Raw genomic sequence first — 14,471 nt, 5'->3', positions numbered from 1 at the left:
AGCCATTGCGGAATCGCTCACCTGAACGGCGGATATGCTAAAATGGCGCATCTTTCGGCTTTCAATCGGACAATGATGATGACGGGACTTTCCGGCAAACATATTGTGCTTGGCATCAGCGGCGGCATCGCCGCCTACAAATGCCCAGAGCTGGTGCGCCGCCTGCGCGACAGAGGCGCAGAAGTGCGCGTGGTGATGACCCACGCCGCCAAGGCGTTCATTACGCCGCTGACGCTGCAGGCCGTTTCCGGCTATCCGGTGTCCGACGATCTGTTGGATCCCGCCGCCGAAGCCGCCATGGGCCACATCGAACTCGGCAAATGGGCGGACCTGGTGATTCTGGCGCCGGCGACCGCCGATCTGCTGGCGCGCGTCGCCGCCGGCATGGCCAACGATCTGCTGACCACCGTCTGCCTGGCGACCGACGCACCTATCGCCGCCGCGCCCGCCATGAACCAGCAGATGTATCGCGCCGCCGCCACGCAGGCCAACCTGCAAACGCTGCAGGCACGCGGCATGCGGCTCTGGGGGCCGGACAGCGGCAGCCAGGCCTGCGGCGACGTCGGCCCGGGTCGCATGCTGGATCCGCTGGACATCGTCGAACTGGCGAACGGCCATTTCTCTGTCACGCAGGATCTGCAACATTTGCAGGTTATGATCACCGCCGGCCCGACGCGTGAAGCGCTGGATCCGGTGCGTTTCATCAGCAATCACAGCTCAGGCAAAATGGGGTTCGCCATTGCCCGCGCCGCCGCCGCTCGCGGCGCGCAGGTGACGCTGATCGCCGGGCCGGTCAACCTGTCGACGCCGCCATCGGTCACCCGAGTGGACGTCACCAGCGCACTGGAGATGGAGCAGGCGGTGCAGCAACGCGCCGCGCAGCAGCAGATTTTCATCTCCTGCGCCGCCGTGGCCGACTATCGCCCCGAGCGGATCGCCGATGAAAAAATAAAAAAACAGGGTGATGAAATCGTCCTCAAGATGGTAAAAAACCCCGATATCGTCGCCGGCGTGGCGGCGATGACCAAAAATCGACCCTTTGTCGTGGGGTTTGCCGCCGAAACCCAGAATGTGGAAGAATACGCGCGGCAAAAACTGGCGCGTAAGAAGCTGGATTTAATTTGCGCTAACGATGTATCGCTTGCAGAGCACGGGTTCAACAGCGACACCAATGCCCTGCACCTTTTTTGGCAGGATGGAGAGAAACGCCTGGCGCTGAGCGACAAGGCACTCCTTGGCCAACGTTTAATAGACGAGATAGTCAGCCGTTATGATGAAAAAAATCGACGTTAAGATCCTCGACCCACGCATCGGTCAGGATTTCCCGCTACCGACCTACGCTACTCCGGGCTCTGCCGGTCTCGACCTGCGCGCCTGCCTGGACAGCGCGGTGGAGCTGGCGCCGGGCGAAACCACGCTGCTGCCTACCGGCCTCGCGATCCACATCGCCGACGCTAGCCTGGCAGCGGTGATCCTGCCGCGCTCGGGCCTGGGCCATAAGCACGGCGTCGTGCTGGGCAACCTGGTCGGCCTGATCGACTCCGATTACCAGGGCCAGCTGATGGTGTCCGTGTGGAACCGCGGCCAGAAACACTTCACCATCGAGCCGGGCGAACGCATCGCGCAGATGGTCTTCGTGCCGGTGGTGCAGGCCGAATTCAACCTGGTGGAAGAGTTCGACAGCAGCGAACGCGGCGAAGGCGGCTTCGGCCACTCGGGGCGCCACTAAGCGCTACCCAATGTACGATGGCCGGCAGGGAAACGTCGCCTGAACCTTGCCTTTCCGGGGAGAAGGATGTCTCTGCGGCAAGGTTTTACCGCGACAATTGCAGCGCACACCAGGCAGCGCGGAAAAAGGCCGTTAAGGCCGCTGACCCCAGCATCGTAAAAAAGCTATCACATAAGCCGCACAGAGCCTGCTCTGCAGCGGCCGGTGCGCGGGTTTCCGTCAGTTAAGTTTTAGCAAGGGTCTAATCAGACATGGCAGAAAAAGAAAAGACGAAAAGGAATCGGCGCGAGGAAATATTGCAGGCGTTAGCCCAGATGCTGGAGTCCAGCGACGGCAGCCAACGCATCACCACCGCCAAGCTCGCCGCGAACGTGGGTGTTTCTGAAGCTGCGCTGTACCGGCATTTCCCCAGCAAGACACGGATGTTCGACAGTCTGATCGAGTTTATTGAAGACAGCCTGATCACCCGCATCAACCTGATCTTGCAGGACGAGAAAGAGACGTTTAATCGTCTGCGCCTGATTTTGCTGCTGATTCTGGGCTTTGCGGAACGCAACCCAGGGCTGACGCGCATCATGACCGGCCACGCGCTGATGTTTGAACAGGATCGCCTGCAGGGCCGCATCAATCAGCTGTTCGAGCGCATCGAGGCGCAGTTGCGCCAGGTGCTGAAAGAGCGCAAATTGCGCGAAGGCAAAGGCTTTATCGTCGATGAAACGCTGCTGGCCAGCCAGCTGCTGGCCTTCTGCGAAGGCATGTTGTCGCGCTATGTGCGTTCGGAATTCCGCTATCGCCCCACGCAGGAATTCGACGCCCGCTGGCCGCTATTAGCGGCACAGCTGCAATAAAGATAACGCCGGGCATGCCCGGCGTTGTTATTTAGACGCCGTACTGCTCGCGGTAAGTGCGCACCGCCGCCAGGTGATCCGCCATCTCCGGTTTCTCTTCCAGGTAGGCAATCAGGTCTTTCAGCGTCACGATCGAAATCACCTTGCAGTGATAGTCGCGTTCCACTTCCTGAATGGCGGAGATATCCGCGCGGCCGCGTTCCTGACGGTCGAGGGAGATCAGCACCCCCGCCAGCGAAGCGCCGCTGGCGCCGATGATTTCCATCGACTCGCGGATCGCGGTGCCGGCGGTGATCACATCGTCCACCAGCATCACGCGCCCCTGCAGCGGACTGCCCACCAGCGAACCACCTTCGCCATGGGTTTTGGCTTCCTTGCGGTTAAAGCAGTAAGGCACGTCGCGCTCATGGTGTTCCGCCAGCGCCACCGCCGTGGTGGTGGCGATAGGAATGCCTTTATAGGCCGGGCCAAACAGCAGGTCGAAATCGATGCCGGAATCCATCAGGGCTTCGGCGTAGAAGCGCCCCAACAGCGCAAGATCGCGCCCGGTATTAAACAGGCCGGCGTTGAAGAAATACGGGCTAGTGCGGCCGGATTTCAGGGTGAACTCGCCGAACTTCAATACCTGCTTGTTAAGCGCGAACTCGATAAACTGGCGCTGATAGGCTTTCATTACTGCTTCTCCTCGTCTGAATCTGTTTGGGTCTTGTCATTACTGCCGCCCGATCGTCGGGCATAAAAAAGGCGACTTCTCAGTCGCCTTAAAAAATCAGTTCGCCAGCGCCGCTTTCTGCGCCTGGAAGATGGTTTCGATGCCCCCTCGGGCCAGCGCCAATAGCGCCAACAGCTCATCGTGGCTGAACGGCTCGCCTTCGGCGGTGCCTTGCACTTCAATCATGCGGCCGTCTTCCATCATCACCACGTTCATGTCGGTTTCCGCGGCGGAATCTTCCACATACTCCAGATCGCACAGCGCTTCGCCATTGACGATGCCGACGGAAACCGCCGCCACCATGCCCTTCATCGGGTTGGCTTTCAGCTTGCCGTTGGCCACCAGCGTGTTCAGCGCGTCGGCCAGCGCCACGCAGGCGCCGGAGATGGAGGCGGTGCGGGTACCGCCGTCGGCCTGCAGTACGTCGCAGTCGAGGGTGATGGTGAATTCACCGAGCTTTTTCAGATCCACCGCAGCTCGCAGCGAGCGGGCGATCAGACGCTGGATTTCCAGCGTGCGGCCGCCCTGCTTGCCTTTGGCGGCTTCACGGGCATTGCGGCTGTGGGTGGAGCGCGGCAGCATACCGTACTCGGCGGTGATCCAACCTTGCCCCTGGCCTTTCAGGAAGCGCGGAACGCCCTCTTCTACCGTGGCGGTGCACAAGACTTTGGTATCGCCAAACTCAACCAGCACTGAACCTTCAGCGTGTTTGGTATAGTGACGGGTCAGTGTCAGTGGGCGAACTTGCTGTGGTGCTCTGCCTGCAGGACGCATGGGCTCTCTCCGGCTTCAAATCAACTATTGGCTGCGCATTATACGGGCTTCGTGACGTAATGCCTATCCTGCCCGCAGCCGCGACGCTATAATCGCCCCATCTTTTCCTATTACGGGTACGCATCAATGATCCGCAGCATGACCGCCTACGCCCGGCGTGAAATCAAGGGTGAATGGGGCAGCGCAGCCTGGGAGCTGCGTTCCGTTAACCAGCGCTACTTAGAAACCTACATCCGCCTGCCGGAACAATTCCGCAGCCTGGAGCCGGTGATCCGTGAACGTATCCGTGGCCGCCTGACCCGCGGCAAAGTCGAATGCAACCTGCGTTTCGAACTGGACCCAAGCGCGCAAAGCTCGCTGATCCTGAACGAAAAGCTGGCCAAACAGCTGGTCGAAGCCGCCAACTGGGTGAAAATGCAGAGCGACGAAGGGGAAATCAACCCGATCGACGTGCTGCGCTGGCCGGGTGTGATGTCCGCGCAGGAGCAGGATCTGGACGCCATCAGCGCCGAGCTGATGCAGGCGCTGGACGGCGCGCTGGATGACTTTATCGTCGCACGCGAAAGCGAAGGCGCCGCGCTGAAAACGCTGATCGAACAGCGCCTCGACGGCGTCAGCGCCGAAGTGGTCAAAGTGCGCGCCCAGATGCCGAACATCCTGCAATGGCAGCGCGAGCGCCTGGTCAGCAAGCTGGAAGAGGCGCAGGTGCAGCTGGAAAACACCCGCCTGGAGCAGGAGCTGGTGCTGATGGCGCAGCGCATCGACGTCGCCGAAGAGCTGGACCGTCTGGAAGCGCACGTGAAAGAGACGCACAACATCCTGAAGAAGAAAGAAGCCGTCGGCCGCCGCCTCGACTTTATGATGCAGGAGTTCAACCGCGAATCGAACACCCTGGCCTCCAAGTCGATCAATGCCGACGTCACCGCCTCCGCCATCGAGCTGAAGGTGCTGATCGAGCAGATGCGCGAGCAGATCCAGAACATCGAGTGATCCCGCTCCGCACGCCATCAAGCCCGCGGCACGCGGGCTTTTTTATGGCTGCAGATCAGCGATAGGCGGCCGCCTGCTCCTCACCGATCAACCCCATTTTCTGCAGTTGCACCGCAATGCTCCAGGTTGAGCGCTCAAACTCATCGCTCAACGCTTCCAGCGTCGCCCCGGCCGCATGGCTCTCGCGCAGCCGCAGTTTTTCCTCTTCCGACCAGGGGAAATAGGCATTGGCCGGCCGACCCTCAGTGAGATTTTTCTGCCGCTTCTCTTCCGGCGTCAGCCGGGCTTTTTTCTGCAGTGCGGATTCACCGTCGAACTCGTTGGCCAACGCGAACAGCAGGCGGATAGCCTCCGGCGCACAGGCCGCTGAAGCCGGTTTCAACAGCTCGCCGGTGTCGGGATTAACGCCGTTGGCCAACGCCCTGAGCAACATGCCGGTATTCATCGTTCACCTCCTGACTTGAGAAAATGCGCGCCGGTCGCGGCGCCCTGCTCAAGCATGTTTCTCCGTCTTAGCCGAGAAAACCACGTTTTGCGCCGGGAAAAATCCCCCATTGCGAGCCAGATTCCAGGCGTCTGCACGCGTGGGGCGAAGGTTGCATCAGGTTGCGGGCCAGTAGGCTGTTCACAGGGGCTTATGAAAAACTGCCGAGCAGCGCGTGTGGATGACATTCGGCAAGATATCCCGCATGCCATAAGTATTTTGTTCTAATTATCACGCAAGGTAATGAAAGGGCGGCGATGCTGTGGCTAAATGTGTTTTTTTCCTGCCCGTGAACCGTACGGACCGTTTATGCCACAAATTCTGCAATTTATTATGGCCCTGGTGGTGATCATCGCCCTGGCGCTGCTGGTCAGCAATAATCGCAAGAAAATCCGCCTGCGCTATATCATCCAGCTACTGGTGATCGAAGGCGCGCTGGCCTATTTCTTCCTGCACTCCGCCAGCGGGCTCAGCGTGATCAAACACGTCGCCGGCTTCTTCGACACCCTGCTCGCCTACGCGGCACAAGGATCGGAGTTCGTGTTCGGCGGCATGAGCAAGGATGGCCTGGCGTTCATCTTCCTCGGCGTTTTGTGCCCTATCATCTTTATTTCCGCCCTGATCGGCATTTTGCAGCATTTCCGCATCCTGCCGCTGATCATCCGTCTGGTCGGCACCCTGCTGTCCAAGGTCAACGGCATGGGCAAGCTGGAGTCGTTCAACGCCGTCAGCACGCTGGTGCTGGGGCAGTCGGAGAACTTTATCGCCTATAAAGGCATCATCGGCGATATCTCGCCGCGCCGCATGTACACCATGGCCGCCACCGCCATGTCGACGGTATCGCTCTCCATCGTCGGCGCCTACATGTCGATGATCGACGCGCAGTACGTGGTGGCGGCATTGATCCTTAATATGTTCAGCACCTTCATCATTCTGTCGATCATCAACCCGTATCAGGTCGAAGACGAGCCGGAGCTGAAGCTGAACAAACTGCACGAAGATCAGAGCTTCTTCGAAATGTTGGGCGAGTACATTCTGGCCGGCTTCAAAATTGCGATGATCATCGCGGCGATGCTGATCGGCTTTATCGCGCTGATCTCCGCCGTCAATGCGCTGTTCTCGGCGGTGCTCGGCATCAGCTTCCAGCAGATCCTCGGCTACGTGTTCTATCCGCTGGCCTGGCTGATCGGCATCCCGGCGGAAGAGGCCTTGAAGGCGGGCAGCATCATGGCGACCAAACTGGTGGCCAACGAATTCGTGGCGATGATTGAGCTGAAGAAGATCGCGGCGGAGCTGTCGCCGCGCGGGCTGGGCATTCTGTCGGTGTTCCTGGTGTCGTTCGCCAACTTCGCCTCCATCGGCATCGTCGCCGGCGCCATCAAGGGGCTGAACGAGCAGCAAGGCAACGTAGTTTCCCGCTTTGGCCTGAAGCTGGTTTATGGCTCGACGCTGGTGAGCCTGCTGTCGGCGGCCATCGCCGGCCTGGTGCTGTAATCTCCACTCCCGGCCATAAGGCCGGGAGTTCGCTTTAAAACGCCACGCACACCGGCGCATCCACCCGCATCACAGAATCCTGCGCAAACTGCTGCTTATAGCCGCTGCGCAGCGCCTCGATATTCGTCTCGCTCTCTTTGCCCGGCGCATGGATCAGCAGCAGCGCCTTGCTGTTCTCGCGCGCCAGTTTGCCGTCGTGGCCCAGCCACTGCCCTTTGGCGTCAAACACCGTCAGCCCGTCTTTAAAGCGCGGCGTCACCTGGCTGTCGACGAAGGTTTGCCACTCGGCGGCGGTGATCGCCGGCCCCGCCGGACGATTCAGGCCAAAATAGAGCGTTGTCTGCACCAGCGGATCGCCGGTGCGGCAAACCGGGGCGGGTGACGTTGTCTGGTGACCTGGCGCCACGCAGCCGCTCAACAGCAGGGCGGCAGCCACCACGGCGCAGGCGGCCAGTTTCGGGGAATTTTTCATCTGCAGTCTCGGTTTCTCAGTTGAAGGATTAGCTGCAAAAAGCATAGTCAGCGATGGAAACCAGCGCGAAATTTCTAATGCTTTTATCAGCAGCCAGATGTTAAAAAAGGCTGGTTATCGACAATAAAAACGCAGTTTGGATTAGCTAAATTAATCCGAAACACCATCGGTGAAAAAAACTCAGTAGCGCGCACCCTCGGCGGCGATTACCCTGCCGGCCATCATTCTGACGCAAGTACGTTGTGAACCCCTTATGTTACTGAGCATCCTTTATATCATCGGCATCACCGCCGAAGCCATGACCGGCGCGCTGGCGGCCGGCCGCCGCCAAATGGACATGTTCGGCGTGATCATCATCGCCTCGGTCACGGCGATCGGCGGCGGGTCGGTGCGCGATATGCTGCTCGGGCATTTTCCGTTAGGCTGGGTCAAACACCCGGAATACATCGTCATCGTCGCGATAGCGGCGATCGTCACCACCTGGGTGGCCCCCCTGATGCGCCATCTGCGCCGCCTGTTCCTGGTGCTCGACGCCGTCGGCCTGATCGTGTTCTCCATCATCGGCGCGCAAGTGGCGCTGGATATGGGACACAGCGCGATTATCGCCGCCATCGCCGCGGTGATCACCGGCGTCTTCGGCGGGGTGCTGCGCGACATGTTCTGCAACCGCATCCCGCTGGTGTTCCAGAAGGAGATCTACGCCGGCATCTCCTTCAGCGCCGCCTGGCTGTATATCGGCCTGCAGCACCTCAGCCTGCCGCACAATCTGGTGGTGATCATCACGCTGGTCGCCGGTCTGAGCGCGCGCCTGATCGCCCTGCGCTTCCGCCTCGGCCTGCCGGTGTTCAACTACCAGCATCCGGATCATTGATGTCGGGGCGGCAACGCGCCGCCGCCGAGGCCAAAACTGCAGAAATGTCGCCCTTCAACGCGCAAATTCGCGCATTCACCGCTTTTTCCGCGCAAAGCCGCGGGCAAAATGCGAGCTAACGCTGCACCCGGCGCGTTAGCCGTGTATACTGTGCGGAGAAAATACACATCCGCTGTTATTGGCATATCAACCGTTATCAACGAACATCATCATGGCTCAAGGCACGCTTTATATTGTCTCTGCTCCCAGTGGCGCAGGTAAATCAAGTCTGATTCAGGCTTTGTTAAAGACGCAACCGCTGTACGACACGCAGGTTTCGGTTTCGCACACCACGCGCGACAGCCGCCCGGGTGAAAATCACGGCGAGCACTATTTCTTCGTCTCGAAAGACGAATTCCGCCGGATGATCGAGCAGGACGCGTTTCTTGAGCACGCCGAAGTGTTCGGCAACTATTACGGCACCTCGCGCGCCGCCATCGAACAAGTGTTGGCGACCGGCGTAGACGTGTTTCTGGATATCGACTGGCAGGGCGCGCAGCAAATCCGCGCCAAAATGCCGCAGGCGCGCAGCATCTTCATTCTGCCGCCGTCGAAGGAAGAACTGGGCCGCCGCCTGCGCGGGCGCGGGCAGGATTCCGAAGAGGTGATCGCCAAGCGCATGGCTCAGGCCGTGGCGGAAATGACGCATTACGCGGAGTACGATTACCTGATCGTGAACGATGATTTCGATCTGGCGCTGTCCGATCTGAAGACCATCATTCGCGCCGAACGCCTGCGTTTGGGCCGCCAGTTGCTGCGGCATGACGCTTTAATCAGCAAACTATTGGCAGACTGAAGGCAGTTTCAGTATCATGCCCAGTCTTTTCGTCACCTGTGGAGTAGCACAAATATGGCACGCGTAACTGTTCAAGACGCTGTAGAGAAAATTGGTAACCGTTTTGACCTGGTGTTGGTCGCTGCTCGTCGGGCGCGTCAGATCCAGACCGGCGGCAAAGATGCACTGGTTCCGGAAGAGAACGACAAGTACACCGTTATCGCCCTGCGCGAAATCGAAGAAGGCCTGATCACCAGCCAGATCCTCGACGTGCGTGAGCGCCAGGAGCAGCAAGAGCAGGAAGCCGCAGAGATTCAAGCGGTTACCGCGATTGCTGAAGGTCGTCGTTAATTAGACTGCGAGTCCGCCTTGTACCTGTTTGAAAGCCTGAATCTGCTGATTCAACGTTACCTGCCCGAGGAGCAGATTAAGCGCCTCAAACAGGCATACCTCGTCGCGCGCGACGCGCACGAGGGCCAGACACGCTCCAGCGGTGAGCCCTACATTACTCACCCGGTCGCCGTGGCCTGCATCCTGGCGGAAATGCGTCTCGACCACGAGACGCTGATGGCGGCATTGCTGCACGACGTCATCGAAGACACCCCGGCCACCTATCAAGATATGGAACAGCTGTTCGGCAAGAGCGTCGCCGAACTGGTCGAGGGCGTCTCCAAGCTCGATAAGCTGAAATTCCAGGACAAGAAAGAAGCGCAGGCGGAAAACTTCCGCAAGATGATCATGGCGATGGTGCAGGATATCCGCGTCGTGCTGATCAAGCTGGCCGACCGTACGCACAACATGCGCACCCTCGGTTCGCTGCGCCCCGACAAACGCCGGCGCATCGCGCGTGAAACCCTGGAAATCTACAGCCCGCTCGCCCACCGTCTGGGTATTCATCACCTGAAAACCGAGCTGGAAGAGCTGGGCTTCGAGGCGCTGTACCCGAACCGTTATCGCGTGATCAAGGAAGTGGTGAAAGCCGCGCGCGGCAACCGCAAAGAGATGATTCAAAAAATCCTCTCCGAGATCGAAGGGCGGCTGACGGAAGCCGGCATCGCCTGCCGCGTCAGCGGGCGGGAAAAACACCTCTATTCCATCTACCTCAAGATGCACCTGAAAGAACAGCGGTTCCATTCCATCATGGATATCTACGCGTTCCGGGTGATCGTCAAAGAGGTCGATACCTGCTACCGCGTGCTCGGCCAGGTGCACAGCCTGTACAAGCCGCGTCCGGGGCGGGTGAAAGATTACATCGCCATTCCCAAGGCCAACGGCTATCAATCGCTGCATACCTCGCTGATCGGCCCGCACGGCGTGCCGGTCGAAGTGCAGATCCGCACCGAAGACATGGATCAGATGGCTGAGATGGGGGTGGCCGCGCACTGGGCTTACAAGGAAAGAGAACAGGGCGAAACCGGCACCACGGCGCAGATCCGCGCCCAGCGCTGGATGCAAAGCCTGCTGGAGCTGCAGCAAAGCGCCGGCAGTTCGTTTGAATTTATTGAGAGCGTCAAATCCGATCTGTTCCCGGATGAGATTTACGTTTTCACCCCGGAAGGCCGCATCGTCGAGCTGCCCGCCGGTGCCACGCCGGTCGACTTCGCCTATGCGGTGCATACCGATATCGGCCATGCCTGCGTCGGCGCGCGCGTCGATCGTCAGCCATATCCGCTGTCGCAGTCGCTGACCAGCGGCCAGACCGTCGAGATCATCACCGCACCGGGCGCGCGGCCTAACGCCGCCTGGCTGAACTTCGTGGTCAGCTCGAAAGCGCGCGCCAAAATTCGCCAGATGCTGAAGAATCTCAAGCGCGACGACTCCGTCGGCCTCGGCCGCCGTCTGCTCAACCACGCGCTGGGTGGCAGCCGCAAGCTGGCCGAAATCCCGCAGGAAAACATTCAGCACGAACTGGATCGCATGAAGCTGGCGACGCTGGACGATCTGCTGGCGGAAATCGGCCTCGGCAACGCCATGAGCGTGGTGGTGGCGAAGAACCTGCAGGGCGATCAGTCCAGCCTGGGCGCGTCCTCCGGCGTGCGCAACCTGGCCATCAAGGGCGCCGACGGGGTGTTGATCACCTTCGCCAAGTGCTGCCGTCCGATTCCGGGCGACCCGATTATCGCTCACGTCAGCCCGGGTAAAGGGCTGGTGATCCACCATGAATCCTGCCGCAATATTCGCGGCTATCAGAAAGAGCCTGAGAAGTTCATGGCGGTCGAGTGGGATAAAGAGACCGAGCAGGAGTTCATCGCCGAAATTAAGGTGGATATGTTTAACCACCAGGGCGCGCTGGCCAACCTGACGGCGGCGATCAACGCGGCCGAGTCCAATATTCAGAGCCTGAACACCGAAGAGAAAGACGGTCGGGTTTATAGCGCCTTTATCCGCTTGACCACCCGCGATCGCATCCATTTGGCAAACATTATGCGTAAAATCCGTATCATGCCGGATGTGATCAAAGTTAACCGCAACCGAAACTAGCGCTTATGAGTCCTGAACGCTATGCGCGGATTTGTGAAATGCTCGCGACCCGGCAGCCGGATTTGACGGTTTGCCTGGAGCAGGTGCACAAACCGCATAACGTCTCCGCCATTATCCGTACCGCCGACGCCGTCGGCGTGCATCAGGTCCACGCCGTGTGGCCCACCACCCGCATGCGCACCCTGGTTTCCTCCGCCGCCGGCAGCAACAGCTGGGTCAGCGTTAAAACCCACCGCTCCATCGGCGACGCGGTCGGTCACCTGAAAGCGCAGGGCATGCAAATTCTGGCCACCAACCTGTCTGCGCGCGCGGTCGATTTCCGCGAGGTGGACTACACCCGGCCAACCTGCGTGCTGCTCGGCCAGGAAAAAACCGGCATCACCGAAGAAGCGCTGGCGCTGGCCGATCAGGACATCGTCATTCCGATGATCGGCATGGTGCAATCGCTCAACGTCTCCGTAGCCTCCGCGCTGATCCTGTATGAGGCGCAGCGCCAACGGCAAAACGCCGGCCTGTATCGCCGCGATAACAGCATGCTGGACGAAGAAGAGCAGCAGCGCCTGCTGTTCGAAGGCGGCTACCCGGTGTTGGCCAACGTGGCCAAGCGCAAAGGGCTGCCGCGCCCGCAGATCGATGAACAGGGCCAGGTGGTCGCCAGCGCCGAATGGTGGGCGGCCATGCAGGCGACGGTGCGCAAATGAAAGGCCGCCTGCTGGATGCTGTCCCACTCACCACGCTTTCCGGGGTTGGCGCCAGCCAGGCGGGCAAATTGGCCAAGCTTGGCCTCGACACCATTCAGGATCTGCTGCTGCATCTGCCGCTGCGCTACGAAGACCGCACCCGCCTCTATCCGATCAACGATCTGCTGCCGGGCATCTACGCCACGGTAGAAGGGGAAGTGCTGCGCAGCGACATCAGCTTCGGCCGCCGCCGCATGCTGACCTGCCAGATCAGCGACGGTACCGGCATCCTCACCATGCGTTTTTTCAACTTCAACGCCGCGATGAAGAACAGCCTGGCCACCGGCCGCCGCGTGACCGCCTACGGCGAGATCAAACGCGGCAACCACGGCGCGGAGATCATCCATCCGGAATACCGCATTCAGGGCGAAACCAGCGAGGTTGAGCTGCAGGAGTCGCTGACGCCGGTCTACCCCACCACCGAAGGGGTGCGGCAGGCCACGCTGCGCAAATTGACCGACCAGGCGCTGGAGCTGCTGGATACCTGCGCCATTGCCGAACTGCTGCCGCCGGAGCTGAGCGGCGGCCTGATGAGCCTGCCGCAGGCGCTGCACACCCTGCACCGCCCGCCGCCGGACATCCAGTTGGCGGATCTGGAGCAGGGCAAACACCCGGCGCAAAAACGCCTGATCCTCGAAGAGCTGTTGGCGCATAACCTCAGCATGCTGGCGGTGCGCGCCGGTGCCCAGAGTTACCGGGCGCAGCCGCTGCTGCCGGACGATCGGCTGAAAAACCGTTTTCTCGCCCAGCTGCCGTTCTCGCCGACCGGCGCGCAAACGCGCGTGGTGGCCGACATCGAAGCCGATATGCAAAAAGACTTCCCGATGATGCGGCTGGTGCAGGGCGACGTCGGCTCCGGCAAAACGCTGGTGGCGGCGCTGGCGGCGCTGCGCGCCATCGCGCACGGCAAGCAGGTAGCGCTGATGGCGCCAACCGAGCTGCTGGCCGAGCAGCACGCCAACAATTTTCGTCAGTGGTTCGAACCGCTGGGGCTGGAGGTCGGCTGGCTGGCCGGCAAACAGAAAGGCAAGGCGCGCATCGCGCAGCAGGAAGCCATCGCCAGCGGCCAGGTGTCGATGGTGGTCGGCACCCACGCCATCTTCCAGGAACAGGTGCAGTTCAACGGCCTGGCGCTGGTGATCATCGATGAGCAGCACCGCTTCGGGGTGCATCAGCGGCTGGCGCTGTGGGAGAAAGGCGAAGAACAGGGCTTCCACGCCCATCAGCTGATCATGACCGCCACGCCGATCCCGCGCACGCTGGCAATGACCGCCTATGCCGATCTCGATACCTCGGTCATCGACGAGCTGCCGCCGGGCCGCACGCCGGTGACCACCGTCGCCATTCCCGATACCCGCCGCGCCGATATCATTCAACGAGTGAAGAGCGCCTGCCTGGAAGAGGGCCGGCAGGCTTACTGGGTGTGCACGTTGATCGAAGAGTCCGAACTGCTGGAAGCGCAGGCGGCGGAAGCCACCTGGGAAGAATTGAAAACCGCGCTGCCGGAGCTGAAGGTGGCGCTGGTGCACGGCCGCATGAAAGCTCAGGAGAAGCAGGCGGTGATGCAGGCGTTTAAACAGGGCGAGCTGCAGCTGTTGGTCGCCACCACAGTGATCGAAGTCGGCGTCGACGTGCCGAACGCCAGCCTGATGATCATCGAGAACCCGGAGCGGCTGGGCCTGGCGCAATTGCACCAGCTGCGCGGCCGCGTGGGGCGCGGTGCGGTGGCCTCACACTGCGTGCTGCTGTACAAAACGCCGCTGAGCAAAACCGCGCAAACGCGTCTGCAGGTGCTGCGCGACAGCAATGACGGCTTCGTCATCGCGCAGCGCGATCTGGAAATCCGCGGCCCGGGCGAGCTGCTCGGCACCCGCCAGACCGGCAGCGCCGAATTCAAAGTGGCGGACCTGCTGCGCGACCAGGCGATGATCCCCGAAGTGCAACGCGTCGCTCGCCACCTCCACCAGCACTATCCGGAGCACGCCCAGGCGCTGATCGAGCGCTGGCTGCCGGAGAAGGCGCGCTACTCCAACGCATAAAAAAGGGCGCCGACGGCGCCCTC

At 60.7% G+C, this 14,471-nt stretch carries 15 protein-coding genes; 11 read left to right on the top strand and 4 right to left on the bottom strand.

Annotated elements, in window-relative coordinates; translation table 11 throughout:
- Nucleotides 1–75 precede the first annotated feature (75 nt).
- From coaBC to slmA, 3 genes are all read left to right on the top strand, one after another.
- Nucleotides 76–1,293, top strand: a complete 1,218-nt coding sequence (gene coaBC, locus GKN89_RS19930; protein WP_195934023.1) for a bifunctional phosphopantothenoylcysteine decarboxylase/phosphopantothenate--cysteine ligase CoaBC — start codon at nucleotides 76–78, stop codon at nucleotides 1,291–1,293.
- On the top strand, nucleotides 1,271–1,729 hold the full coding sequence (dut, locus tag GKN89_RS19925) for a dUTP diphosphatase (RefSeq protein ID WP_015379440.1): 459 nt from the start codon (nucleotides 1,271–1,273) through the stop codon (nucleotides 1,727–1,729). Before coaBC ends, dut begins: the two co-directional genes overlap by 23 nt.
- A gap of 251 nt (nucleotides 1,730–1,980) precedes the next feature.
- A complete protein-coding gene (slmA, locus tag GKN89_RS19920; RefSeq protein WP_004931203.1) occupies nucleotides 1,981–2,577 on the top strand; it encodes a nucleoid occlusion factor SlmA in 597 nt (198 codons plus the stop codon).
- A 31-nt stretch (nucleotides 2,578–2,608) separates the two neighbouring features.
- On the opposite strand, the gene pyrE is transcribed toward slmA, so the two are convergent.
- Nucleotides 2,609–3,250 (bottom strand): orotate phosphoribosyltransferase, encoded by a 642-nt coding sequence (gene pyrE, locus GKN89_RS19915; protein ID WP_063918312.1) that lies wholly within the window; start codon nucleotides 3,248–3,250, stop codon nucleotides 2,609–2,611.
- Between the two features lie 96 nt (nucleotides 3,251–3,346).
- Nucleotides 3,347–4,063, bottom strand: a complete 717-nt coding sequence (gene rph, locus GKN89_RS19910) for a ribonuclease PH (protein WP_063918311.1) — start codon at nucleotides 4,061–4,063, stop codon at nucleotides 3,347–3,349.
- Between the two features lie 126 nt (nucleotides 4,064–4,189).
- Between rph and GKN89_RS19905 the strand changes: the two genes are divergently transcribed.
- Nucleotides 4,190–5,053, top strand: a complete 864-nt coding sequence (locus GKN89_RS19905) for a YicC/YloC family endoribonuclease (RefSeq protein WP_015379441.1) — start codon at nucleotides 4,190–4,192, stop codon at nucleotides 5,051–5,053.
- A 55-nt stretch (nucleotides 5,054–5,108) separates the two neighbouring features.
- Here GKN89_RS19905 and GKN89_RS19900 read toward each other — a convergent pair whose 3' ends face one another.
- Entirely contained in the window at nucleotides 5,109–5,498 is a 390-nt protein-coding gene (locus tag GKN89_RS19900) for a hypothetical protein (RefSeq protein WP_154747617.1), read from the bottom strand.
- A 348-nt stretch (nucleotides 5,499–5,846) separates the two neighbouring features.
- Between GKN89_RS19900 and GKN89_RS19895 the strand changes: the two genes are divergently transcribed.
- Nucleotides 5,847–7,031: a NupC/NupG family nucleoside CNT transporter gene (locus tag GKN89_RS19895; RefSeq protein WP_004931212.1), complete on the top strand. Its 1,185-nt coding sequence runs from the start codon at nucleotides 5,847–5,849 to the stop codon at nucleotides 7,029–7,031.
- Between the two features lie 34 nt (nucleotides 7,032–7,065).
- Here the strand turns inward: GKN89_RS19895 and GKN89_RS19890 are convergent, their stop codons facing one another.
- Nucleotides 7,066–7,503 carry a DUF3574 domain-containing protein gene (locus GKN89_RS19890; protein ID WP_063918310.1) on the bottom strand — a complete coding sequence of 146 codons (438 nt, stop codon included), beginning with the start codon at nucleotides 7,501–7,503 and terminating at the stop codon, nucleotides 7,066–7,068.
- Between the two features lie 253 nt (nucleotides 7,504–7,756).
- Between GKN89_RS19890 and GKN89_RS19885 the strand changes: the two genes are divergently transcribed.
- From GKN89_RS19885 to recG, 6 genes are all read left to right on the top strand, one after another.
- On the top strand, nucleotides 7,757–8,374 hold the full coding sequence (locus GKN89_RS19885; protein WP_019452191.1) for a trimeric intracellular cation channel family protein: 618 nt from the start codon (nucleotides 7,757–7,759) through the stop codon (nucleotides 8,372–8,374).
- Between the two features lie 211 nt (nucleotides 8,375–8,585).
- A complete protein-coding gene (gene gmk, locus GKN89_RS19880; RefSeq protein WP_004931218.1) occupies nucleotides 8,586–9,209 on the top strand; it encodes a guanylate kinase in 624 nt (207 codons plus the stop codon).
- A 54-nt stretch (nucleotides 9,210–9,263) separates the two neighbouring features.
- Entirely contained in the window at nucleotides 9,264–9,539 is a 276-nt protein-coding gene (rpoZ, locus tag GKN89_RS19875; protein WP_004931221.1) for a DNA-directed RNA polymerase subunit omega, read from the top strand.
- An 18-nt stretch (nucleotides 9,540–9,557) separates the two neighbouring features.
- On the top strand, nucleotides 9,558–11,669 hold the full coding sequence (gene spoT, locus GKN89_RS19870) for a bifunctional GTP diphosphokinase/guanosine-3',5'-bis pyrophosphate 3'-pyrophosphohydrolase (protein WP_019452189.1): 2,112 nt from the start codon (nucleotides 9,558–9,560) through the stop codon (nucleotides 11,667–11,669).
- Between the two features lie 5 nt (nucleotides 11,670–11,674).
- Nucleotides 11,675–12,370: a tRNA (guanosine(18)-2'-O)-methyltransferase TrmH gene (gene trmH / locus GKN89_RS19865; RefSeq protein ID WP_041037384.1), complete on the top strand. Its 696-nt coding sequence runs from the start codon at nucleotides 11,675–11,677 to the stop codon at nucleotides 12,368–12,370.
- A complete protein-coding gene (gene recG, locus GKN89_RS19860; protein WP_154747616.1) occupies nucleotides 12,367–14,448 on the top strand; it encodes an ATP-dependent DNA helicase RecG in 2,082 nt (693 codons plus the stop codon). The genes trmH and recG overlap by 4 nt, the downstream gene beginning before the upstream one ends.
- Nucleotides 14,449–14,471: the final 23 nt, after the last annotated feature.

Origin of the sequence: Serratia sp. YC16 (genome assembly GCF_009707615.1) — a bacterium.
Classification (GTDB): domain Bacteria; phylum Pseudomonadota; class Gammaproteobacteria; order Enterobacterales; family Enterobacteriaceae; genus Serratia; species Serratia surfactantfaciens.
Note: the sequence above shows the minus strand (reverse complement) of the source record. Positions and strands in the feature narration are given on the sequence as shown.